We start from the raw sequence: 22,874 nt of genomic DNA, 5'->3' as shown, positions 1-22,874 counted from the left end.
GCCGTCCGACTCACCCTCCGGCTGGCAGCCCGGAGCGCGGGGCGGTCGCCAGGTGGTCGCCTACGCGCTTGACCATGAGCGTCATCTCGTACGCCACCTGGCCGACGTCGGAGTCGGAGTCGGAGAGCACGGCCAGGCAGCTGCCGTCGCCCGCGGCCATGACGAAGAGGAAGGCCTCGTCCAGTTCGACCACCGTCTGGCGGACCCGCCCGGATTCGAAGTGGCGGCCGACGCCCTTGGCGAGGCTGTGGAAGCCGGAGGCCACGGCGGCCAGGTGCTCGCTGTCCTCCCGGGTCAGGTCCTTGGAGCTGCCCGTCGGCAGGCCGTCGCCGGAGAGGACCACCGCCTTGCGGATGCTGCCGACCTTGTCGACGAGTTCGTCGAGGAGCCAGTTGAGCGGGCCGGAGCCGCGGCCCCTGGTGTCGTTTCCGGTCTGCGGTGCGGTCATCGACCGTCCCCTTCGTTCTCGTGCGCGGGACCGGCGCCGGTGCGGCCGGCCTCGGTCTCGGACTGCTGCTGTGCGTGCTGGTCGCGGCCCGCCGTCCAGCCGCGCTGGAGGGCGGACATGCGCGTGCGTACGTCCTCCGCGTCCCGGTCGGTCACCGGGTCCGCGGCGGGCTGTGCCGCGGCGGGTGCCGGGGCGTTCTTGAGCTGCGGTGCGAGGTTCGCCTGGCGGACCCGCCGGGGCAGGCCGCCCGTGCCGGGGGCGGCCGCGGGCTCGTCGGGGCCCGTGCGCGGCTGGGCCGGGGCCTTCACGGCGGCCGGGCGGGGCTCGACGCGGCGGCCGTGCTCGGCGACCAGGGTGGGCGTGGGGCGCCGGCGGGGCAGCGGGACGGCGCCACCGGTGCGGGGGGCGTCGGGGTGCGCCGGCTCGGGCCGGGGGTGTTCCACGCGGACCGGGCCGGTGGGGGCCAGCGGCTCCCGGTCGCGGTCGCGGCCCCGGTCGCGCTTCCAGGGGCCGCGCTCGGCGTGCCGCTCGCCGTGCGGGCGGCCGCCGTGGGGGCGGTCCGCGGAGCCGGTGCCGAACAGGGCGCTGCGCGGGATGCCGCCGGGCGGGGTCTCGTCGTCGAGGGTGGCCATGGGCGGGCGCCCGCCGACGCCGGTGAGGCCGGATATGCCGGTGGCCACCTCGTCCAGCCCGGCGGCGCCGTGGAGGCCGTCGGGGCCGTCGAGGCCGTCCAGGTCGAGGAGGCCGAGGGGGCCCTCCAGCTCGACGGGGCCGTTGAGCACCCCGGCGGGCAGCGGGCGGGCCGACTGCGCCCGGTCGAGGGCGGTCGGTCCGGGCCGCGCGGAGCTCTTGGCGCCGGGGCCCGTCCGCAGGCCCCGGACGCCCTTCACGGCGTCGAGGCGGATGCCGGTGCCGTTGGTGTCGGGGGCGTCGGTGAGCAGGTCCGCGGGGAGGAAGACCACCGCGGTGGTGCCTCCGTAGGGGCTGGGCTGGAGGACGACCCTGACGTTGTGGCGGCGCGCGAGGCGGCTGACCACGAACAGGCCCAGGCGGTCGGTGTCGGAGAGCTCGAACTCGGGGGTCTCGGCGAGCCGGAGGTTGGCGTCGAGCAGCGCCTCCGGGTTCATGCCGAGGCCGCGGTCGTGGATCTCCAGGGTGAAGCCGTTGGCCACGCGTTCGCCGTGGACCTGGACGGCGGTGTGCGGGGGCGAGAACACGGTGGCGTTCTCGAGGAGTTCGGCGACGAGGTGGGTGACGTCGGCGACGGCGGGGCCCTCGATGCCGATGCGGGGCAGGCGCCGCACCTCGATGCGCTCGTAGTCCTCGACCTCGGCCACGGCGGCCCGTACGACGTCCATCAGCTGGACGGGCTTGCGCCACTGGCGGGAGGGCGCGGCGCCGGAGAGGATCACCAGGCCCTCGGCGTGGCGGCGCATGCGGGTGGTCATGTGGTCGAGGCGGAACAGGTCGGCGAGTTCCTCGGTGTCCTCGGTGCGCCGCTCCATGGTGTCGAGCAGGGTCAGCTGGCGGTGCAGCAGCACCTGGTTGCGGCGGGCCAGGTTGACGAACACCTCGGACACTCCGCGGCGCAGCTCGGCCTGCTTGACGGCGGCCTCGACGGCGGCGCGCTGGAGGCTGTTGAGGGCCAGGCCGACCTGGCCGACCTCGTCCTTCTCGAACTCCAGGCGGGGCGCCTCCGTCTCCACGTCGACCGTCTCGCCGGCGGCGAGGCGGCGCATGACGCTGGGCAGCCGCACGCCGGAGGCCTCGTGGGCCTCCTTGCGGAGCCGGGACAGGTCCCGGATCAGGTCGCGGCCGATGCGCACGGACATCACGAGGGAGACGACGAGGGCGATGAAGCCGAGGACGCCGGCCACGGCGGCCTGGACGACGACGCCGGTGGCGACCGGCTCGACGCGGTGCTGGTAGCGGTCGCCGGCGGCGGTGCCCATGACGGCGAGGTCGCCGAGGACCTTGTTGGCGGCCTCGTCCCACTGGGCGGCGGTCACCCGGGGGTTCTTGCCGGCGCCGCCGGTGATGAACCGTTCCTCCGCGTCGCGCAGCGCCTTGGTCTGGGCGCCGTTCCAGTACTGCCCGAAGAGCTTGCGGTCCTCGGACGGCAGGATCGCGAGGTTGAACTCGTACAGCAGGCGGCGGTTGGCCGCCAGGTCGGAGACGTGCCGGACGTCGGCGGCGGGGACGTTGCCGGCGGCGAGGGCGGAGGCGATGACCGCGTCCTCGCGGGAGAGGGTCTCGCGGGCGCGGGTGATGCCGACGAGGGCGCGCCCCTGCTTGTCCATCTCGACGTTCTCCAGCGCGTGGAGGTTCATCAGGAACTCGTAGCAGGGGTCGACGAGCCGGCTGTAGAGGTCCAGGGCCTGGCCCGGGTTGACGGCGCCCTGGTCGACCGAGCGGCGCAGCGCGGTGATGCCCTGCAGGGCGTCGAGGATCGACTTCAGGCGCTGGCGGGCCTGCGGGCTGAGCTCGTCGGAGACCTCGGGGTCGAGGGCGTTCGCGGTGATGGACCGGACCATCGTGTCGGTCGCGGTGCGGCTCTTGGTGAGTTCGGCGGTGGCGGCGGACGCGCGGGGGTCGCCGAGGACGACCAGGGTCTGGCGGCGTTCCTTCTGGACGACGCGTACGACATCCTCCATGGGGTAGCCGACCTTCTTGATGACATACGCGACGTCGAGCAGCTGCACGGCCTGCCGGCCGGTGATGACCGTCGAGAAGCCCCAGAGGGCGGTCAGGGAGACGAGCGGCACCAGGAGCAACGCCACGATCTTCCGGCGGATGGACTTCCCGCGAAAGCGCATGGCCTCCCCAGCCTCCCCCAGCTCAACCCCGTTGTCAGAGGTCGGTGTTCCGTCATTTAAACGGCGTGAGCCTACTACTGCCACGGAGCGGCTTCGCAGAGGTGTCCGGACGTTTTCGGCCTGCCCTCCGGGCGAAGATCACCAGTTGTCCGACACTTCCGGGCAAGTCCCGCCCGATATGTGGCAGATGACACTTGGTGGGCTGTCAGTTCCGATGTTCGGACGGATGGCTGGAATTCTGTGCTCCGGGTCCGGTATACGGGAATCTCCGGGCGCGTCCGATCGTCTGACAGGTAGGGCGGAGCGGAGCGCCGGGGGCGATCGCGGGCGCGGCGACGGCGGACCGCGGGGCGGGAAGTGAGCGGACGATGAGGATGTACGACGAGGACGGTACGGCGGCCGAGGCTCCGGGACGGGGCCTGTGGGTGGAGGCGCCGGCCCGTCGGCGGCGCATGCCCGATCCGGTGCGGGCGTCGGCGGTGCGGGCGGTGCTGGTCGTGGCCGTGACGCTGACGCAGGCCACGATCGCCTTCTTCCTCGCGGTGACCGGGTCGTGGCTCGCCTTCCCGATGGTGCTCATCGGGATAGCGGCGACGGTCGTGGCCACCTGGGCGGTGCTGGACGTGTGGATCACCCGGCAGATGTGGAACCAGCGGCACGGTGTCCTGTCGGAGCCGGGCACCGCCGCGCGCGAGCCCTGGCGGGGCCGGACGGCCGGCCAGGAGGGCCGTCTGGCGGCCCCTCCCCTGGCCGGGGGCATACCGGTCCACCGCCGCACCGCCCGCTGACCGGCGGCCCGTGCGGGGGGCGGTCGGGCGGGCGGCGCCGCGGGCGGGTCAGGAGGCGCCGGCCCGGCGGAACATGCGGGTGGCGGTGATCTCGCCGTGGATCGTCTCGCCCTCCGGGGACTGCTGCGGCAGGCCCGGGCGCAGGTGCTCCTCGACGCTGATGTACTTCAGCCCCGCGCGCAGGTCGGCGTCGTTGCGCAGCCGGATGACCAGCGGGAACTCGGCGAGGGCCGTGGTGTCGAAGAGGCCCGTCGTGTACAGCAGCTGCACGCCGAGCGCGTCCGAGACGGCCCGCTGGAGCTCCAGCAGGTACGTGGCGTTGGCGCGCCCGATCGGGTTGTCGAGGAAGAGCGTGCCCGCGTGGCGGTGCTTGTCACGGCCCCGGTCGTTGCTGCGCAGCGCGGCCATCGTGCAGTAGAGGGCGATGGCGGCGGTGAGCAGCTGGCCGCCGGAGAAGACGTCACCCATCTGGCCGACGGGGACCCGCTCGGCGCGCAGGACGGCGTCGGGCTTGAGGATCTCGACGGAGATCCCCTTGGGTTCGAGGGCGGCCTGGACGCCCCGCAGGAGCAGGGACATGCCGTCGCGGCGGCCCTCGCCGAAGGAGGCGGCGCTGTTCTTCTTCACGGCCGCGCGGGTGGCCTCGTCGATGACCTCGCCGAGCCGCTCGGTGAGCGTGGCCTGGTCCGGCTCCTCGAAGCGGATCCGCAGGAACTCCTGCCCCGACCATTCGCCGAGGCCCTCGGGCAGCTGGGACAGGCGCTGGGCGGAGCGGAGAGTGGCCAGGGCGGACTCCACGAGGCCGCGCAGCCGGTCGACGATGCTGTCGCGGTTGCGCTCCAGCTGCGCGAGCTCGTCGGTGAGCACGCGCAGCCGCGGGGCGAACGCGGCGGCCCAGGCGGCGGCGTGCTCGGGCAGGGCGGAGGCGGGCAGTTCGCGGATCTGCTGGCGGGCGGGGGTGCGCACCTGCTCGTACCGGGTGGCGTTGGCGTGCCGCACCAGGACGTCGCTCGCCTCGCGCACCGCGGACTCGGCGGCGGAGAGGTCGGCGGCGCAGGCCCGCAGGGAGCGGCGGGCCTCGGCGGCGGACTGCCGGGCTTCCTCCAGGGTGCCGGGGTGAGCCGCGGGCTCCTGCTCGTCCTCCGGGTGGGTGTGGTCGCGCAGCAGGTCCCGCAGCAGGGCGGCGGTCTCGTCGAAACCGCCGGCTCCGTCCTCGGCGGCGCGGTGGGCGCGCAGCAGGTCGGCGTGGGCGGCGCGGGCGGATTCCACGGCGGCGGAGTGCGCCGCGAGCTGGGCGGTGGCGCTGCGCAGCAGGCCCTGGGCCTGTTCGACGTCGGCCGGGACCAGTTCCTCGGGCAGCTCGGTGTGCGCCTCGCCCTCGGCGGGGGCGTGGCGTTCGGCTTCGCCGCGCAGCCGGCCGAGCTGCTCGCTCGCGGCGGACGCGCGGGATTCCAGCATCTGTACGAGGGCCTCGGCGCGGGCGGCGGCGGCCTGCCGGGAGGGGCCGTCGGCTCCGTCGGTGCCTTCGAGGAGCTGGGCGGCGCGGGTGCGGACCTTGTTGGTGAGCCGGTCGAGTTCGGCGAGGGCGGCGCTCTCGTCGCTCTCGGCGCGGGCCTGTTCGGCGCGCAGGTCGGCGCCGACGCCGACCTTCTCGTAGACCTGGGAGGCGGCGCGGTAGGCCTCGCGGAGGTCGGGCAGCGGCGCCCTGACGGTGCCGTCGTCCTCCGGGAGGGGGTCGGGGGCTCCGGCGATCTCGGCGCGTTCGGCGCGCAGGGCGCGGGCGGTGCGGCGGGCGTCGTCGGCGGCGCGCTGGGCGGCGCGGCGGTCCTCGTCGGCGGCGCGGGCGCGGTCCAGGCACGCTTCGGCGCGGGCTTCGGACTCGGCGGCCTCTTCGGCGAGTTCGCGTACCCGGGCCTGCCAGGCGGAGCGTTCGCGCAGGCGGTGGGCGAGGCCGGCGAGGGCGTCGGCGGCCCGGCGGGCGCGCTGGGCGGTGTCCTGGCGCTCGTCGCGGACGCGGGCGGCGTCGGCGGCGGCCTCCTCGGCCTCGGCGCGTACGGTACGGGCTTCCGCCAGCTCGGCGTCGGTCTCCTGCGCGAACGCCCGGGCGACCTCGGCCTGCCGGGCCAGCTCGGCGAGCCGGCCGGCAGGGCAGCCGGTGCGCCAGGAGGCGAGGCGGGCGGCGAGCTCGCGGTCCCCGGCGAGGCGGGCCGCCAGGTCGCGGATCTCGCCGTCGCGGGCGGTGGCCCGGGCGCGCAGCGCCTGGCGCTCCTCGTCGGCGGCGTGCTCGTCGTGCATGGCCGGGTTCGGCGGGACGATGAAGATGCCGGACACCGCCGAAGCGCCGTCGGCCGGCGGCACCGGGGCCAGCAGGGCGGCGGCGGTGCCGACGGCGACGGTGGAGCGGGGCAGCAGGGCCGCTCCGGAGAGCACCTCGCGGGCGCGGGCGTGGGTGTCGGGGTCGGTGATGACGACGCCGTCGACGAGTTCGGGGCGGGCCGCGAGGACGGCGGCGTGGTCGGCGGGGTCGACGGACTGGGCGAGGTAGCGCCAGCCCGGCAGGGCCGGGATGCCGTGCTCGCCGAGGTACTCGACGGTGGCCAGGACGTCGGGGCCGGGCGGCAGCAGGCCGCCGTCGCCGAGCGCGCCGAGGATGCGGGCGTCGTCGGCGGCGGCGGTGCGCAGCTCGAACAGGTGGCGTTCGGCCGAGCCGACGGTGTCGGCCAGCAGTTCGCGGAGGGTGTCGGCGTTGCGGTCGAGGTCCTCGGCGGTGAGCCCGGCGGCCGCGGGGCGGGCGGGCGCACCGGCGTCGGCCGTGGCGGTGGCGCCCCCGCGGCCGGGGGCGCCGGCGGCCGGGGCCGGGTCCTGCCCGGCCGGACCGTGGCCCGCCGGACCGTGCCCGGCCGAACCGCGCCCGGCTCCGGCCGGCGCGGCCGCACCGGCCGGCGTACCGGCCCCCGAACCCGCCCCGGCGGCATCGGCGGAGTCGGCGGCCCGGCCGGCGCGCGGGTGCGGGAGGAAGGTCTCGGGGACGGACGGGAGGCCCAGGAGCTCCGCCAGCCGCGGGGACGCGGCCAGGGACTCGGCGGCGCGGTGCTCCGCGGCGTGCGCGGCCTCGGCCGCGTCGGCGGCGTCGGCGGCGCGGGCCGCGGTGAGCTCGGCGCGGGACTCCGCGGAGGCCGCCTCGCGGGCGGCGTCGGCGGCGGCCCTGGCGGCTTCTCGGGACTCCTCCCACGCCGCCACGGCGGCCTTCTCGGCGTCGCTGGCGGCGAGCGCGGCACGGGCCGGGTCGGCGTCGGGCGCGGTGTCGTCCAGCCAGCCGGCCCGGACGGCGTCCGCGGTCTCCTGCTCGACCTCGGCGAGCCGGGCGCGCAGGTGCTCGGCCTCGCTGCGGGCGCGCTGGGCGGCGGTGGCGGCGGAGGTGGCGTCGCGGTGGGCGCTCTCGCCGAGGGACTGCAGTTCGGCGGAGCGCTCCTCCTCCTCGTTGGCGGCCCGCTCCCCCTGCTCGGCGGCGGTGTGCAGGGCCCGTACCAGCTGGGCGGCGGCGGTGGCGCGCGCGGCCAGCGCCGGGGCGGCGTCCCGTTCGGCCTCCAGGATGGCGGCGGCGACCCGCGCGGAGCGGTCGGCGGCGGCGCGGTGGCGCAGCACGGTTTCGGCGGCCTGCCAGGCGGAGTGCAGGGTGCGCGCTTCGAGGAGTTCGCGGCGCTGCGCGGCGGCGGCCTTGTCGGCGACGGTCAGCGCCAGGGAGGCGTGGCGGTAGGCGAGTTCGGCGGAGACGGCGGCGCTGCGGGCCCGCTGGGCCTCGGCGGCGGTGACCTCGTGGGCGGCGCCGGTGACCCGCTGCGCGAGGTCGGCGGCGCGGCCGCGTTCTTCGGACGCCCGGGCGGAGAGCCGCCGGGCGAGGGTGCGGGTGCGGCGTTCGGCGCCGGCGTGGACGTCGCGCAGCCGGGAGCGGGTCTCGGCGGCTTCCACGATCCGGGTGAGCAGGTCCACGGAGCCGGCGGTGAAGTCGCGTTCGGCCATCAGCTCGGCGCGGCGGCCGAGCTTGTTGCCGAAGCCGTGCACGAGGTCGGCGAGGCCGTCGGTGTCGCGGGTGTCGGTGACCGCGCGCAGCAGCAGGTCGGTGAAGTCGGAGTCCTTCTTGACCGCGAAGAGGCCGGCGGCCTCGCCCTCGTCGGCGTTCATCTCGCGCTGGTAGCGGAAGAGTTCGGGGTCGAGGCCGAGCTCGGTGAGGTGCTCGTTCCACCGGTCGTGGATCTCCTCCCAGTACACCTCCAGGTGCGGGTAGGCCTTCCCGGCCTCGGTGAGGGAGTCGCGGAAGCCCTTCATGGTGCGGCGCCGGCCCTGGGCGCCCGAGGCGCCCTCGACGGGCGGGCGGACGGAGGTGGCCTCGGCGACGGGGAGGCTGTCCAGGCTCAGGCCCGGGCCGGGGCGGAAGGAGTACCAGGCCTCGGCGAACTTGCGGGGGTCGTTGGAGACCTGGCGTCCGCGCCATTCGCTGACCTTGCCGACGACGACGCACTCGCCGGTCTGGGTGTGCTGCCATTCCAGGGCGACGTGCCCGCAGTCGTCGGCGAGCAGGAACTTGCGCAGCACGCCGGAGCTGGCGCCGCCGAGGGTGTTGCGGTGGCCGGGGAGCATCACCGAGAAGATCAGCTTGAGCAGGACGGACTTGCCGCCGCCGTTCTCCAGGAAGAGCACGCCGGCGGGCGCGGGGCGCCGGAGCGGGCCCGTGGGCTCCTCTTCGAAGAACTCCGCCTGGGCAGGCGCCGGATGGGGCACCGGCTCGCCGACTCCGCGCAGGTCGAGCACGGTGTCGGCGTAGCGCGCGCCGGCGGGCCCGATGGAGTAGAGGCGGATCCGGGACAGCTCGTACATGGCGGCGGGTTCTCGCGGTCTCTCGTGGTTTACGGAAGGCTGGGTGCTCAGGCGTGGAAGGGCAGGCCCGCGTCGGCCGCGAGTTCCAGGTCGTCGCCCTCGGGCGGCGGCAGGAGGGTGGCGGAGCCGTCGCTGACGGGGACCACGCCGAGTTCGAGGAGTTCGGCCATGGCCGCGGTGCCCGCCATGTCGCGGACCTGGAGCTGGTAGCGGGGGGTGGTGCGGTAGGTGCCGCCGGCGTCGTCGCCGGTGCGCTGGAGGAACCCGGACTCGGTGAGGAAGGCCGCGGCCTTGCCGACGATGCCGGTGGTGGAGCCGGCCAGGCGGCGGGCGTCCTTCGTGGCGCCGGTCGCGCTGCGGCGGGCGTAGACCCGCCAGGCGGCCTCCAGCTGCGGGGAGCCGGAGGCGGGGTCGGTGTTCTCGCCGAGCTCCTCGGCGCGCTCCTCCAGGCGGCGGCAGGTCTGGCGGACGAACGCGTCGACGCCGTTGACGGTGACGCGGCCGATGTAGCCGTCGTCGGCGAGGTCCTCGGGGCGGGGGAAGGCGAGGGCGGCGACGGCGAGGTGGGCGAGGCCGTGCAGGAAGCGGTCGCCGCCGTCGGCGGAGGTGCGGCGGGCGTAGTCGCCCATGCGTACGGCGAAGACGGAGTCCTCGCCGGCGGCCACGGCCATCCCGGCGCGGGGGGACACCTCCAAGACGACGAGCCCGAGGCCGGTGGCGACGGCGTCGGCGAGCCGCCCGAAGGCGGGGTCCTCGCGGTAGCGGCGCAGCAGTTCGGCGTACTCGGCGTCACGGGCGGGCAGCAGCTTGGGCTGGAGTCCGAAGCCGACGAGCCGGGCCGCGTCGGCGGCGTCGGCCGGCGTGAGGGCCCCTGCGGGGGTGGGCGCGACGGGGGCCGACGGCGCGTCGGGCTCGCTCCACGCGGGCTGCCCCTCGCTCCAGGCGGTGTGCTCGGCGCGGTGGTCGCTCACGGGTGGCTCTCCTCGGCGGTACGGGTGGTGCGGGCACGGGCGGTGCGGTGGCGGGTGGTGGCTCGGGCGGCGGCTTCGGCGGCCGTCGACCGGCCGCCGCCGGGGCGTGCGCGGACGGCGGCGCACCCGGGGTGGCGGGGAGGCGCGGAGGCCGGTGTGCGCCGGGCGTGCGGGGTCATGACGCCTCCGAGCGGGCGGCGGCCATGCCCGCGGCGTCCAGGAGGGCGGTGCCGACGATCAGGTCGGCGCCGCCGAACTCCGGGTCGTCGAGCCGGGTGCCGTCGTCCACCGCGAACAGCAGCCGCTCCTCGCCCTGGCGGTACGCCGTGCCCACCGCCGGGCTCGCCGCGTGGACGGCCAGCAGCGCCACCAGGTAGGGCAGGTCGGGGTCGTCGCGCCTCGCCTCGGCGAGGAGGCCGGAGAGCCGGCGCGGCGCGTCGTGGGGCAGGTCCAGGAGCTGGTTGGCGGCGGCGAGCTGCTCCTCGCTGAAGCGGCTGTCGTCGGGGGTGGCGATGAGGTCCGGCTCGGGCATCTCGGCGCCGAGGTGCTCCCGTTCCACGGGCGGGGTGAGGAGTATGTCCACCAGGTCCGCGACCCGCACCGAGACGGGGGTGCGCAGCCCGGTTCCGGCGGCGAAGAAGGCGTCGGTGACCCGGGTGGCCCCCTCCAGCGGGAGCGGCAGCAGGGGCGCGACGAGCTGCCCGTACAGGTCGATGCCGGAGCGCGCGGCGGGCGCGGCGAAGGCCTGGCGGTCCTGCTCGGCGCGGAAGAGGGGGCCGGCGTCGAGCAGCCGCGACTGGAGCTGGGTGTGCCGGCGGATGCAGTCCTTGACGATGTCGACCAGCTCGGCGGCGCGCCGCTTGTTCCCGGGGTCCTCGGCCTCGTCGCGGGCCCTGCGGATGTTGGTCAGGATCGCGTTCTCGTGCCGGTAGCGGTCGGCGACGTGGTCCAGGGCCTCGGCGATCATGTCGGGTACGGCCTGGAGCCAGTCCACCGCGCGGACGTTGCGCCGGGTCGCGTCGAGGGTGCGGCGCAGGGTCTCGGCGTACTGGACGGTCCGGTAGCGGGCCTGCTCGGCGGCGAGCTGGGCGTCCGCCAGCCGGCCCCGGCTGATCAGCACCTCCAGCTTGACCTCGGCGGCGATCTGCGCGCTGGTGACGTCCGTGTCGAGGGCGCCGACCAGGACGTTGACCGCCTCGTCGGTGGTGCGCAGGTACACCGCGCCGCCGTGGCCGGGCACCTCCTCGATCAGCTTGAAGTCGTAGTCGCGGCGGACGTACACCCCGTCGGGCCCGAAGGTGCCGTAGATCGCGCGGAAGCCGCGGTCCACGCTGCCGACGTTGATCAGGTTCTCCAGCACCCAGCGGGCGACCCGCTCGTGCTCGGCGGCCGGCCTCGCGGGGGCCTGGGCGGCGACGCGCGGCAGCAGCCGGGCCACTATCTGCTCGTGGTCGGCGCCGGTGTCGAAGTCCATGTTCAGCGTGACCAGGTCGATCGCGGACAGCGCGACCTCCGCCATCGCGTAGACCCCGTACTCGCCAGCCAGGTTGGCCTTGCGGACGTCGAGGTCGTGCAGCGGGGCGGTGCAGGCGAGGGCGCGCAGCCGCCGGGCGAGGCCCTCGTCGGCGGCCGGGCCCGGCGCCGGGGACGGAAGGGGTTTCGCCGGGGCTGGGAAAGTCACGACGGAAAGAGTAGGCGGTGACACGGACAACATCCCAAACGGCACGGTTCGGCCGGATCGGTCCCCGGCGGCGGGGGGCGCGGCGCGGCCGCTGTTCTACGCTCACCGCATGGTTGCCATGATCACACCTCGGATCGACCTGAACGCCGACCTGGGCGAGGGCTTCGGACGCTGGACGCTGACCGACGACGAGGCGCTGCTGGCGGTGGTCACGAGCGCCAACGTGGCCTGCGGCTTCCACGCCGGGGACCCGTCGATCATGCGCCGGGTCTGCGAACTGGCCGCCGGGCGGGGCGTACGGATCGGTGCGCAGGTCTCGTACCGGGACCTGGCGGGCTTCGGGCGGCGGTCGATGGACGTGCCGCCCGGGGAGCTGGCGGCCGAGGTGGCCTACCAGATCGGGGCGCTGGAGGTGTTCGCGCGGGCAGCCGGGTCCCGGGTGTCGTACGTGAAACCGCACGGCGCGCTGTACAACCGCACCGTCCATGACGCCGGCCAGGCCGCCGCGGTGGTCGCGGGGGTCCGGCTGGCCGCCGGGGAGGCCGGGCTGCCGGTTCTGGGCCTGCCCGGGTCGCTGCTGCTGGCGGCCGCCGCGGAGGCCGGGCTGGAGGCGGTGCCGGAGGCCTTCGCCGACCGGGCGTACACGCCGGCCGGCACGCTGGTGCCGCGCGGGGAGCCGGGGGCGGTGCTGCACGAGCCCGACGCGGTGGTCGGGCGGGCGGTGCGGATGGCCGCCGAGGGGACGGTGAGCGCCGTCGACGGCTCCCCCGTGGCGGTGCCGGCGCGCTCGCTGTGCCTGCACGGGGACACCCCCGGCGCGGCGGGGCTGGCCCGGCGCGTGCGGGAGGCGCTGGAGGGGGCCGGGGTGCGGGTGGAGGCCTTCGCGTGAGGGCGCTGGCGGTGGGCCGGGAGGCGCTGCTGGTCGAGGTGGACTCCGCCGGGGAGGTGGCGGCGCTCCACGCCGAGCTGCTGCGGCGTCGGGACGCGGGCGAGCTGGGCGGCGTACGGGAGGTGGTGCCGGCCGCCCGGACCGTGCTGCTGGACGGCGTACCGGACCCGGACGCGCTGGCGGCGCGGATCGCGCGCTGGGAGGTGCCGCCGCTCGCGGAGGCCGAGGGGCCGCTGGTCACCGTCCCCGTGCGGTACGACGGCCCGGACCTGGCGGCGGCGGCCGGAGCCTGGGGGGTAGCGGAGCGGGAGGTGGCGGAGCTGGTCGGGGGGATCGTCTTCCGGGTCGCCTTCTGCGGGTTCGCGCCCGGCTTCGGCTACCTCACGGGACTTCCGGAGCACCTCTGGCTGCCCCGGCGCGCCACGCCCCGTACGGCGGTCCCGGCGGGCTCGCTGGCCCTGGCGGGCGAGTACGCGGGGGTCTACCCGCGCTCCTCCCCCGGCGGCTGGCAGCTGATCGGCTCCACGGACGCGGTGCTGTGGGATCCCGCGCGGGAGCCGGCGGCGCTGTTCGCGCCCGGGGTGCGGGTCCGGTTCGAGGAGGCGGGCGCGTGAACGGGCTGCTGGTGGAGCGGGCCGGCGCGCTGACCACCGTCCAGGACCTGGGCCGCGCCGGGTACGCCCACCTGGGCGTCCCCCGGTCGGGGGCGCTGGACGCCGGCGCGCACGCCCTGGCCAACCGGCTGCTGGGCAACCCGTCCGGGGCGGCCACCCTGGAGACCACCCTCGACGGGGTCCGGCTGCGGGCCCTGGCCCCGGTGACGGTCGCGGTGACGGGCGCGCCCTGCGCGGTACGCGTCTGCGGGCGCCCGGCGGCCTGGGGTGCGCCGGTGCGGCTGCGCGCGGGGGCGGAGCTGGACGTGGGCCGGGCGGAGCTCGGGGTGCGCAGCTACGTCGCGGTGCGGGGAGGGTTCGCCGCGCCGGTGGTGCTGGGGAGCCGCTCGACGGACCTGCTGTCGGGGCTGGGGCCGCCGCCGCTGTCGGCCGGGGCCGTCCTCGCGGTGGGTGCCCCGGGCCGGGACCCGGTGTCCGCCGCCGACGCGGTGGCCCCGCCGGGGCCGCCGATCGCCGAGCTGGTGCTCCCGCTGCGGCCGGGCCCTCGGGCGGACTGGTTCACGCCGGCTTCGCGGGCGGCGCTGCTGTCCTCGGCGTACCAGGTGTCCCCGGCGTCCAACCGGATCGGCCTGCGCACGGAGGCCGGCCCGGCGCTGGCCCGGGCACGGGGCGGGGAGCTGCCGAGCGAGGGCATGGTGCTGGGGGCGGTGCAGGTGCCGCCGGACGGGCTTCCGGTGGTCTTCCTGGCCGACCACCCGGTGACGGGCGGCTATCCGGTGGTCGGCGTGGTCCCGCGGGGCCGGGCCCTGGACGCGGCGGCCCAGGCCCGTCCCGGCGTGCGGGTCCGCTTCGTCCCCTGCTGAGGCCCTGCCCGCCCGCCGGCCGCGCCGCTCGCGCGACCGGGACGCCGGCGGGCGCGGGGCGGAGCCCCCGGAGGGGGGCCCGGGGTCACACCGCCGACTCGGGGGTGATGCGGCTGCGGACGGCCGACTGGACGTCCTCCTCCTCCGCCGGGTCCGCGGCCAGGCGGCGCAGCCGGGGGGCGACCCGGGCGTCGGCCGTCTCGGCGTGCCGGGCGGCCACCTCGCGGGTGGTCTCCTCGCAGTCCCAGAGGCACTCGACGGCGAAGCCCGCCGCGAAGGTGGGGTCGGTGGCGGCCAGTGCGCGGGCGGCGCGCCCGCGCAGGTGCGAGGAGGCCGTCTCGCGGTAGACGTGGCGCAGGACCGGCGCCGCGCAGCCGATGGAGAGCCGGCCCGCGCCGTCGACCAGCGCGAAGAGGCGGATCGAGTCGGGGCCCGAGCCGCGGACGGTGTCGCGCAGGGCCCCCAGGACCAGGTCGGCGTCGTCGGGGCCGCCGCGTGCGGCCAGGAGGGCCGCGGCGGCCGCTCCCAGGGCGTCGGGGCGGTGGACCCAGAGCCGGGCCCGTTCGAGGGCGGCGGGGCCGCACATCCGCTCGTACGCGGCCACGGCGGGCTCGTCCCCGGCGGCTTCGATGAGGTCCAGGACGGCCGGGTTCTCCGGTTCGGCCAGGACGAGGTGGTGCAGGGCGGTGGCCCGGGCGGCCTCACCGCCGGCTCCGGCGGCGGCCGCGAGGACGGCGGAGCGGTCCTCGGGGGCGGCCACGGCCGCCAGGCAGCGCGCCGCGGGCACGTGGAGCGGGGTGCCCCGGCGCAGTCCGTCGGCGGCCCAGTCGAAGACGGCCTGGACGCCCCACTCCGGGCGGGGGCCGCTGGGGGTCATCTGGCGCTGCCAGCGGTCGAAGGAGCCCTGCCGGCGGGCGGCGCTCAGGCGTCCCGCGTAGGCGGGCAGCTCCTCCCACAGGGCCCACGGGCGGGGCTCGTAGGCGTCGCGCACGGCGGCGGCCAGCAGCGCCTCGCCCTCGGCGCCGGCGGGGAACCGGGCGAGGACGGGCGCGGCGAGGGACCGCAGTCCCGCGTCGTCGTCGCGCAGGGCGAGCTCGTCGAGGGCCCAGGCCCAGTTGGCCCCGGAGGCGGCGTAGCGGCGCAGCAGCATGAGGGCGTCGTCCCGGCCGTACGAGGCCAGGTGGCCGAGCACGGACAACGCGAGGCCGGTCCGGTGGTCCTCTTCGTCGAGGAGGTCCTCGGCGCCGAAGAGGTGGGCCTCGATCTCGCCGAGGGGGCCGTCGAGGTCCAGGTAGAGGCGTGCGTAGTACAGGGAGCGGTTCTCGACCTGCCAGTCCTGGCGCGGGTCGCGCAGCACGCACTGGTTGAGGGCCGCGAGGGCCTCCGGCCTGGGTGCGGCGAGGGCGTGCAGCGTGCCGTCGCCGCGGCCCCGCTGGAGGAGCCCGAGCAGGGTGCCGCTCGGCGCTATGACTGGTTCGAACATGGGAATGGCCTCAAATCAAGCTGGGGACGCGACCGGGAATCGGGATTCACAGAGCCGCGTAACAGCATGTGAGGACGTCCGCCGTCTGGTTCCGCTCGATGTAGACCATTGCCTTCTCACTCTCGTCGGTGCTTCGCGTCCGTGCCGGCCGGTGCGGCAGGGGTGGGTGGGGACACACCCTTCGTGTCCAGCCCGACCCTGCCCGTCCGTCATGTCCGCGAATCGAATCCGACGCCATGATGACCCAGGCGGTTTGTGCGCCGCGACCACATTTAAGGGCGCCGTGACCAAGCCGTGAGGTCGCGGGGCCGTCGGGGCCGGGCGCCGCACGGGCGGAAGCGGACTACTTGGCTCCGAAGAGTTCCAGCAGGTCGGCCTTGTTGAACATGCGGGCCGTGTCCACGGCGGAGGGAGTTCCGGCGTGGGGGTCGGCGCCGCCGGCGAGCAGCGCGCGGATGACGGCCTCCTCCCCCTTGAAGACGGCGCCCGCGAGGGGGGTCTGGCCGCGGTCGTTGGCGCGGTCCGCCTCGGCGCCGCGCTCCAGCAGGACGGTGACGGCCTCGGCGTGGCCGTGGTAGGCGGCGAGCATGACGAGGGTGTCGCCGCGGTCGTTGGTGAGGTTCGCCGGGACCCCGGCGTCCAGGTAGGCGGCCAGCATCGCGGCCTCACCCTGACGGGCGAGGTCGAAGATCTTGCCGGCCAGTTCGATGACGTCCTCGTCGGGGGCGTCCTGGTGCTCGCTCATCGGTCGTACCGCCTTTCGGTCTCCGGCTCGTCGGCACGCCGCAGTCGGCGCGCCACCCGGTGCGCCGCTCGCGCCCCGCCGCTTCCACCAGGAGTTTCCCCAGGCCGGGAGGGCAGGGCGGCGCACGGCACTGCGTCCGTACGGGTGAATCGCCAGGGTAGCGCCCGTGCGGGGACATGACGGGGCCGGTCCGAGGCAAGGATGCCGGGCGACGGCGCGCCCGCACCGCGGGGTGACGGCGGCGCCAGCCAGAAGCGGCCGGTCAAGTGAAAAAAGACAGTATTCACCCGGATGCACCTTTTATCGCATTGATACTTCCTGTGAGCCTGGAACAACTGATGGTGATCGTTACCACCCACCAGGAGCCTCGACTCGTCAGGAGAACGTCACATGGTCCTGTCCATCTCAGGTGTCGTCCTGCTCGGCATCATCTGCTTCCTGTTCTTCAAGAAGGACGGGATGAAGCTCACGCACGCGTTCGTCTGCGGGCTCTTCGGCTTCTTCCTCGCCGGCTCCGCGATCGCCCCGAGCATCACGGCCAGTACGGCCAGCCTGGCGAGCCTGCTCGGCGGGATCAAGCTCTAGCCGCCCCGGCCCACCGCGATCAGGCCCGCGGCCCCGTCCCCCGGGCTCCGGCCCGTCCCGCAGCGCCCGGGCCCTGACGCCACCGTTCCCGCACCACCACGACTCCAGGAGACGACCGTGGCCCGGCGCCCCCTCCCCCGCATCCTCACCAGCGGCACCGCGTCGCTCACCCGGGGCCGCGACCTCGCACGCACGGCTGCCGACAGCGCCACCGACGTCCTGCATCCGCTCATCGTCATCGGGCGGGGCCTGCGCGTCCTGGCCTCCTCGGCGCGGCGCACGTGGGCCGCGACCCCCAAGGAGCGGCGCGGTCCGGCGTTCTTCCTCGGGGCCGCCTGCGTCCTCGTGGTCGCGATCGTCCCCTACGGCCCCCTCGCCGCCCTGCTCACCCTCATGGCGGCCGCCGCCTGGCACGGACGGGACCGCACCCCGGCCGCGTCCGGGCCCGGCGAAGCCGAGGCCGAGCGGCTCCGCTCGCTGTACGAGGCCCTCGTGCCCTACTTCTCCGCCCCGGAGGACCCGAGCCCGCTGTTCACCCACGGCGGTGCCTGGGAGGAGGCCTTCAGCGGCTACGAGTTCGACGCGGCGGGCCGGGTCAGCCGGCTGCTGATCCGCTACCCCGCCTACTTCACGGACGGCGAGAGCGCCTCGCGCGCCCGGATCGAGGCCCTGCTGCACGCCAAGGCCGGGCGCGGCCGGGAGTACCGCTTCGACTGGGACGAGGAGGGCAACCAGCTGGAGCTGCGGGTGCTCGCCCCGCTGCCCGCGGACATCGCCGCCCAGCCGTACGTGACCTCCCCGGGCGAGATCGTCCTCGGCTTCACCGACCCCGGCGGCGTGCAGCGCACCCTCCCGGTCCTGGAAGGGGAGGAGCGGTCCGACGTACCGCCCGTGATCTGGCGGACCGGCCCCCGCTCCGGCGAACCGCACCTGCTGGCCGTCGGCCAGCCCGGCAGCGGCACCTCCACCCTGCTGCGCTCGATCGCCCTCCAAGCCCTGCGGGACGGCGGCGACGTGATGATCGTCGAGGGCGGCGGCAGCGGCGAGTACGCCTGCCTGACCGGCCGCGCCGGCGTCCTCGCCGTCGAGTGCGGCCCCGGCGGGGCACTGGCCACCGTCGAGTGGGCGGCGCAGGAGACAGAGCGGCGCCTGATCGCCACGCACCGGGCCCGCGAGGCGGGCCGCCCCGCACCCGAGGACTCCCGGCGCCCGCTATGGGTCCTGCTGGACCGGCCCAGCGTGCTCGCGCACCTGGCGGCCGCCGACGGCCGGCCCGATCCCCTCGCCCCGCTCCAGGTGCCGCTGCGGCACGGGCGCGCCGCGCACGTCACGGTGGTCGTGGCCGAGCACTTCGACCACCTCGAACTGCTGAACGACGCCGTCTGGCAGCACACCCGCGCCCGGGTCGTCCTCGGCCCCGCCCCCGTCCAGCAGGTCGCCGACGTGCTGGGGCTGCCCCCGCACACCACTCCGCCCCCGCAGCTGCCGCCGGGCCGGGGGTACGCGCGGCTCGGGACGGGGCCCGTGCACCGCCTCCAGGTGCCGGCCACGCCGGACCCGTACGACGACGCCGCGCACCCCGCCCACCGGCAGGCGGTACGCGAGCTGCTGCCCGAGCGGCAGGCGCCCGGGCAGGGCGGCGGCGGCCCGGCGGTCCCGGGCAGGGCGCTCCAGGTCCGGCCCCAGCCCTCCTCGGCGGATGCCCCGCAGTCGCCGGAGGTCCCGGCGGAGGCGCCGTAGGCGGCCCGGCGGGTCGCGGCTACCAGGCGCCCCAGGGGGTCCCGACGCCCGGCCCGGCTCGGCGACGACCCGGGTGGGGCGCAGGACACCGTCGGAGCGCCGCAGCCACCGGGATCCGTACGGGGGGGGGCTACGCCACGAACGTGCGCGGCGGCTCCGCCCCGCTGCCGCCCGCCCCCGTGGCGACCATGCGGGCCGCCGCCGCCAGCCGGGCGGCGGCCTCCTCGGCCACCGGCCCGCCCACCGTGAAGGGGAGCCGGACGTAGCCCTCGAAGGCCCCGTCCACGCCGAACCGGGGGCCCGAGGGGACGCGGACGCCGACCCGCTCGCCCACCTCGGCCAGCCTGGACCCGGACAGGCCGCCGGCCCGGGCCCACAGGGTCAGCCCGCCGCGCGGCACTTCGAACTCCCAGTCCGGCAGTTCCCGGCGCACCGCCGCGACGAGGGCGTCCCGGTTCTCGCGGGCCTGCTCGCGGCGCATGCCGACGGCCTCCGCCCAGCCGCCGGTCCGCATCAGCCAGTTCACCGCGAGCTGCTCCAGCACCGGGGTGCCGAGGTCCGCGTACGCCCGCGCCGCGACCAGGCTGCGGATGACGTCGGGGGCCGCCCGGACCCAGCCGATCCGCATGCCCGCCCAGAAGGCCTTGCTGGCGGAGCCGACGGTGATCACCGTCGATCCGGCCGGGTCGAAGGAGCAGACCGGGCGCGGCATGTCGAGCTCCGGGTCCAGCCGGAGCTCGGCCATGGTCTCGTCGGCGATCAGCACGGTGCCGGCGGACCGGGCCGCCTCGACCATCGCCCGGCGCCTGTCCTCCGAGGCCAGGGCCCCGGTCGGGTTGTGGAAGTCGGCGACGACGTAGGCGAGGCGCGGGGCCGAGTCGCGCAGCACCTGCCGCCAGACGTCCATGTCCCAGCCGCTGAGCCCAGGGCCCATCGCCACGGGCACGAGGCGGGCCTCGGCCGCGCGCATCAGCTGGAGGATGTTGGCGTAGGAGGGGGACTCGACGGCGATCCGCTCGCCCCGGCCCGCGAAGAGGCTGCAGATGGCGTCGATGGCGCCCATGGCCCCGGTCGTGACCATGATCTGCTCGGGCATGGTCGGGATGCCCCGCTCGGTGTAGCGGTCGGCGAGCATCCGGCGCAGCGCGGGCAGCCCGGCGGGGTAGTCCCCGTGGGTGTGGGCGTAGGGCGGGAGTTCCTCCAGGGCGCCCTGGACGGCCTTGGTCAGCCAGGGCTCCGGGGCCGGGAGGGCGGCGCAGCCGAGGTCGATCATGGAACCGAGGGATTCCGGCGGCAGGGGTTCCAGCCCGCGGGCGGGGAGCGGGTTCCCGGCCGGTACGGAGGTCCAGCTGCCCGCGCCCCGGCGGGATTCGAGGAAACCTTCGCCGCGCAGGGCCTCGTAGGCGGCGGCGACGGTGGTGCGGCTGAGGGACAGGGCGACGGCCAGTTCCCGCTCGGCGGGCAGCCGGGCGGCCACCGGGACGCGGCCCTCGAGGACGAGCAGCCGGATGCCGTCGGCCAGGGTGCGGTACGCGGGCGCCTTGCGGGCGCCGGGCGGCGCGGGCCGGTCCTGCTGGGAGCCGATGAGCCGGGCGAGCTGCGCGGCACCGACCGCTGAGGTCCACTGAGCCATGGCGTCCGGTCCACCTTCGTCGAATTGGCCTCGGCGTGCGGGGGCCGGGGCCGGCATTGGATTGACTGCGCGGCCCCAGAGTGTCATGGAGCGGTCCACGGGGGCCAGGGGGGACCGCACGGGCGTTCCGGGGCCGCCCGTTCACCCGCCGGCCGCTTCGCCGCTCCCTTTTCCCGGGAGGCAGCGGGCATACTGCCGCCGTGACTGACGTACGCCTCCGGCACCCCTACCTGGACCACCCGGCTCCGATCCCCTTCGCCCACCGGGGCGGGGCCGCGGACGGCCTGGAGAACACCGCGGCCGCCTTCCGCGGGGCCGCCGCCGCCGGCTACCGGTACTTCGAGACCGATGTGCACGCGACGGCCGACGGGAAGCTGGTGGCCTTCCACGACGCCACCCTGGACCGGGTCACCGACATGCGGGGCCGGATCCGGGAGCTGTCGTGGAGCCGGGTGCGCGAGGCGCGGGTGGCGGGGACTGAGCCGCTGGCCCTGTTCGAGGACCTGCTGGAGGAGTTCCCCGACGCCCGCTGGAACGTGGACCTCAAGGACGAGTCGGCCCTGTACCCGCTGGTGAACCTGATCGCCCGGGCGGGCGTGTGGGACCGGGTGTGCGTGGGGTCCTTCTCGGAGGGCCGGGTGGCCCGGGCCCACAAGATCGCCGGGCCGCGGCTGGCGACCTCGTACGGGGTGCGGGGCGTGGTCGGGCTGCGGCTGCGTTCCTTCGCGATCCCCGCGGCCCTGCGGGCGGGCGCGGTGGCGGCGCAGGTGCCGGAGGCGCAGGGGGGCATCCGGGTGGTCGACCGGCGCTTCGTACGGACCGCGCACGAGCGGGGGCTCCAGGTGCACGTGTGGACCGTGAACGAACCGGAACGGATGGAGGCTCTCCTCGACCTGGGTGTCGATGGCATCATGACCGACCGGATCGACATCTTGCGCACGGTGCTGGACCGGCGCGGCGCCTGGGCCTGACACCGCCCCGGCCCGCGCGGGCCGGCCGGGACCGTGCGGTACGGGGACCAGCGAGGGGGCTCTCGGTGAGCGCGCAGACAACGGACGGGGCGGAGCCCGGGGCCGAGGACGGCAGACCGTCCGCGGAGGCGGCGGCCGCACGCAGGCGCGAACAGCGCGGCTGGTACTTCTACGACTTCGCCGTGTCCGTGTACTCGGCGAGCGTGCTCACGGTCTTCCTCGGCCCGTACCTGACCTCGGTGGCGAAGGCCGCCGCGGACGCCGAGGGCTACGTCCACCCGCTGGGCATCCCCGTGCGGGCCGGATCCTTCTTCGCGTACGCGGTCTCGGCGTCGGTGATCCTCGCCGTGCTGCTCATGCCGCTGGCGGGCGCGGTCGCCGACCGGACCGGACGCAAGAAGCCGCTGCTGGCCGTGGCCGCGTACACCGGCGCCACGGCGACGGCCGGGATGTTCTTCCTGGGCGGCGAGCGCTACCTGCTGGGCGGCTTCCTGCTGATCGTCGCGAACGCGGCCCTGTCCGTGTCGATGGTCCTCTACAACGCCTACCTCCCGCAGATCTCCACGCCCGACGAGCGGGACACCGTCTCCTCCCGGGGCTGGGCCTTCGGCTACACCGCCGGCTCGCTGATGCTGGTGATGAACCTCGCGCTGTACCTGGGCCACGACTCCTTCGGCCTCTCCGAGAGCGAGGCCGTACGCGTCTGCCTGGCCTCGGCCGGCCTGTGGTGGGGGGCCTTCGCGCTGATCCCGCTGCGCCGGCTGCGGGACCGGTCGGTGGTCCGGGAGGCGGGCGGCGCCCCGGCGGTCAGCGGCTGGAAGCAGCTGGTGGCCACGTTCAAGGACATGCGGCGCTACCCGCTGACCCTGTCGTTCCTGCTCGCGTACCTGATCTACAACGACGGCGTGCAGACGGTGATCTCCCAGGCCTCGGTCTACGGCTCGGAGGAGCTGGAGCTGGACCAGTCCACGCTCATCGGCGCGGTGCTGCTCGTCCAGGTGCTGGCGGTGGCGGGCGCCCTGGCGATGGGCCGGCTGGCGCGGGTGTACGGGGCGAAGCGGACGATCCTCGGTTCGCTGGCCGCCTGGGCGCTGACACTGGCGGCCGGCTACTTCCTGCCCGCCAGGACGCCGGTGTGGTTCTACGCGCTCGCCGCGATGATCGGGCTGGTGCTGGGCGGCAGCCAGGCGCTGTCGCGCTCGCTGTTCTCGCACCTGGTGCCGGCGGGCAAGGAGGCCGAGTACTTCTCGGCGTACGAGATGAGCGACCGCGGGCTGAGCTGGGTCGGGCCGCTGGTCTTCGGCCTGACCTACCAGGTCACGGGCAGCTACCGCGACGCGATCATCTCGTTGGTGGTCTTCTTCGCACTGGGTTTCGTGCTGCTCGCGCGGGTGCCGGTGCGGCGCGCGGTGGAGGCGGCGGGCAATCCTGTTCCCGTACGCCTCTGAAGCGCGGATCCGGGCCCGGCCGGGCCCGGATCCGGCCCGCCCGCCACCCGTCGGCCACCCGGACCCACGAACGAATTCCGAACGAATTTCGACGTTGCGGCAAAGGGCCGGTAGTGTACGCCTTTGGCCTGCCAGGCGGACCGTTACTGCGCGCTTAAGAAGTGTGGACGTTGGGTGACATCTGCTGCCAGATGTGACAAAACGGGCACTGGTGGGTACAACAAGGGGCGGCACGACGGGCGACGCGTGACCCGGAGCGGGAATCTATACCGCCGACCGGACGTTGACCGGATGACGACGACAGCGACACCTGTCCTGTGGGCG

At 75.9% G+C, this 22,874-nt stretch carries 17 protein-coding genes; 8 read left to right on the top strand and 9 right to left on the bottom strand.

What is annotated here, in order from left to right:
* Nucleotides 1-10: 10 nt before the first annotated feature.
* Together ACZ501_RS23235 and ACZ501_RS23230 are read right to left on the bottom strand one after the other, a co-directional pair.
* Complete coding sequence (locus ACZ501_RS23235; RefSeq protein ID WP_361609137.1) at nt 11-448, bottom strand: roadblock/LC7 domain-containing protein; 438 nt, start codon at nt 446-448, stop codon at nt 11-13.
* The gene (locus ACZ501_RS23230) at nt 445-3,264 is read right to left on the bottom strand and encodes a sensor histidine kinase (RefSeq protein WP_468797666.1); all 2,820 of its coding nucleotides are present in this window, start codon (nt 3,262-3,264) and stop codon (nt 445-447) included. Before ACZ501_RS23230 ends, ACZ501_RS23235 begins: the two co-directional genes overlap by 4 nt.
* Nucleotides 3,265-3,632: 368 nt before the next feature.
* Between ACZ501_RS23230 and ACZ501_RS23225 the strand changes: the two genes are divergently transcribed.
* A complete protein-coding gene (locus ACZ501_RS23225) occupies nt 3,633-4,052 on the top strand; it encodes a hypothetical protein (protein WP_468797662.1) in 420 nt (139 codons plus the stop codon).
* 48 nt (nt 4,053-4,100) lie between these two features.
* Here the strand turns inward: ACZ501_RS23225 and ACZ501_RS23220 are convergent, their stop codons facing one another.
* Genes ACZ501_RS23220 through ACZ501_RS23205 form a run of 4 tightly spaced genes read right to left on the bottom strand, consistent with a single transcriptional unit; the run spans nt 4,101 to nt 11,612 of the window.
* Nucleotides 4,101-8,927, bottom strand: a complete 4,827-nt coding sequence (locus tag ACZ501_RS23220) for a hypothetical protein (RefSeq protein ID WP_468797659.1) — start codon at nt 8,925-8,927, stop codon at nt 4,101-4,103.
* Between the two features lie 47 nt (nt 8,928-8,974).
* Nucleotides 8,975-9,898 carry a hypothetical protein gene (locus tag ACZ501_RS23215; RefSeq protein ID WP_468797656.1) on the bottom strand — a complete coding sequence of 308 codons (924 nt, stop codon included), beginning with the start codon at nt 9,896-9,898 and terminating at the stop codon, nt 8,975-8,977.
* Nucleotides 9,895-10,077, bottom strand: coding sequence for a hypothetical protein (locus tag ACZ501_RS23210; RefSeq protein ID WP_361608881.1), 183 nt, complete (start codon nt 10,075-10,077; stop codon nt 9,895-9,897). The genes ACZ501_RS23215 and ACZ501_RS23210 overlap by 4 nt, the downstream gene beginning before the upstream one ends.
* Nucleotides 10,074-11,612, bottom strand: coding sequence for a hypothetical protein (locus tag ACZ501_RS23205; protein WP_361608883.1), 1,539 nt, complete (start codon nt 11,610-11,612; stop codon nt 10,074-10,076). The genes ACZ501_RS23210 and ACZ501_RS23205 overlap by 4 nt, the downstream gene beginning before the upstream one ends.
* A gap of 85 nt (nt 11,613-11,697) precedes the next feature.
* Between ACZ501_RS23205 and ACZ501_RS23200 the strand changes: the two genes are divergently transcribed.
* Genes ACZ501_RS23200 through ACZ501_RS23190 form a run of 3 tightly spaced genes read left to right on the top strand, consistent with a single transcriptional unit; the run spans nt 11,698 to nt 13,945 of the window.
* Complete coding sequence (locus ACZ501_RS23200) at nt 11,698-12,468, top strand: LamB/YcsF family protein (protein ID WP_361608895.1); 771 nt, start codon at nt 11,698-11,700, stop codon at nt 12,466-12,468.
* Nucleotides 12,465-13,082 carry a 5-oxoprolinase subunit B family protein gene (locus ACZ501_RS23195; RefSeq protein ID WP_361608885.1) on the top strand — a complete coding sequence of 206 codons (618 nt, stop codon included), beginning with the start codon at nt 12,465-12,467 and terminating at the stop codon, nt 13,080-13,082. The genes ACZ501_RS23200 and ACZ501_RS23195 overlap by 4 nt, the downstream gene beginning before the upstream one ends.
* A gap of 5 nt (nt 13,083-13,087) precedes the next feature.
* Entirely contained in the window at nt 13,088-13,945 is an 858-nt protein-coding gene (locus ACZ501_RS23190; protein ID WP_468797717.1) for a 5-oxoprolinase subunit C family protein, read from the top strand.
* Nucleotides 13,946-14,030: 85 nt separating this feature from the next.
* On the opposite strand, the gene ACZ501_RS23185 is transcribed toward ACZ501_RS23190, so the two are convergent.
* Together ACZ501_RS23185 and ACZ501_RS23180 are read right to left on the bottom strand one after the other, a co-directional pair.
* Nucleotides 14,031-15,428: a HEAT repeat domain-containing protein gene (locus ACZ501_RS23185; protein ID WP_468797653.1), complete on the bottom strand. Its 1,398-nt coding sequence runs from the start codon at nt 15,426-15,428 to the stop codon at nt 14,031-14,033.
* Between the two features lie 343 nt (nt 15,429-15,771).
* Entirely contained in the window at nt 15,772-16,173 is a 402-nt protein-coding gene (locus ACZ501_RS23180) for an ankyrin repeat domain-containing protein (RefSeq protein ID WP_361608891.1), read from the bottom strand.
* Between the two features lie 390 nt (nt 16,174-16,563).
* On the opposite strand from ACZ501_RS23180, the gene ACZ501_RS23175 reads away from it, so the two are divergent.
* Together ACZ501_RS23175 and ACZ501_RS23170 are read left to right on the top strand one after the other, a co-directional pair.
* Complete coding sequence (locus tag ACZ501_RS23175) at nt 16,564-16,758, top strand: hypothetical protein (protein WP_125605336.1); 195 nt, start codon at nt 16,564-16,566, stop codon at nt 16,756-16,758.
* 117 nt (nt 16,759-16,875) lie between these two features.
* The gene (locus ACZ501_RS23170; RefSeq protein ID WP_468797650.1) at nt 16,876-18,498 is read left to right on the top strand and encodes a P-loop NTPase family protein; all 1,623 of its coding nucleotides are present in this window, start codon (nt 16,876-16,878) and stop codon (nt 18,496-18,498) included.
* A gap of 130 nt (nt 18,499-18,628) precedes the next feature.
* Here ACZ501_RS23170 and ACZ501_RS23165 read toward each other — a convergent pair whose 3' ends face one another.
* Complete coding sequence (locus tag ACZ501_RS23165; RefSeq protein WP_362457127.1) at nt 18,629-20,131, bottom strand: SCO1417 family PLP biosynthesis transcription factor; 1,503 nt, start codon at nt 20,129-20,131, stop codon at nt 18,629-18,631.
* Nucleotides 20,132-20,331: 200 nt separating this feature from the next.
* Between ACZ501_RS23165 and ACZ501_RS23160 the strand changes: the two genes are divergently transcribed.
* Together ACZ501_RS23160 and ACZ501_RS23155 are read left to right on the top strand one after the other, a co-directional pair.
* On the top strand, nt 20,332-21,102 hold the full coding sequence (locus ACZ501_RS23160; RefSeq protein WP_468797647.1) for a glycerophosphodiester phosphodiesterase: 771 nt from the start codon (nt 20,332-20,334) through the stop codon (nt 21,100-21,102).
* Between the two features lie 65 nt (nt 21,103-21,167).
* Nucleotides 21,168-22,550, top strand: coding sequence for an MFS transporter (locus tag ACZ501_RS23155; protein ID WP_362457133.1), 1,383 nt, complete (start codon nt 21,168-21,170; stop codon nt 22,548-22,550).
* Nucleotides 22,551-22,874 lie beyond the last annotated feature (324 nt).

This window comes from Streptomyces sp. NPDC034085, assembly GCF_055575555.1.
The sequence above is the reverse complement of the archived record's forward strand: the minus strand, read 5'-3'. Positions and strand labels throughout refer to the sequence as shown.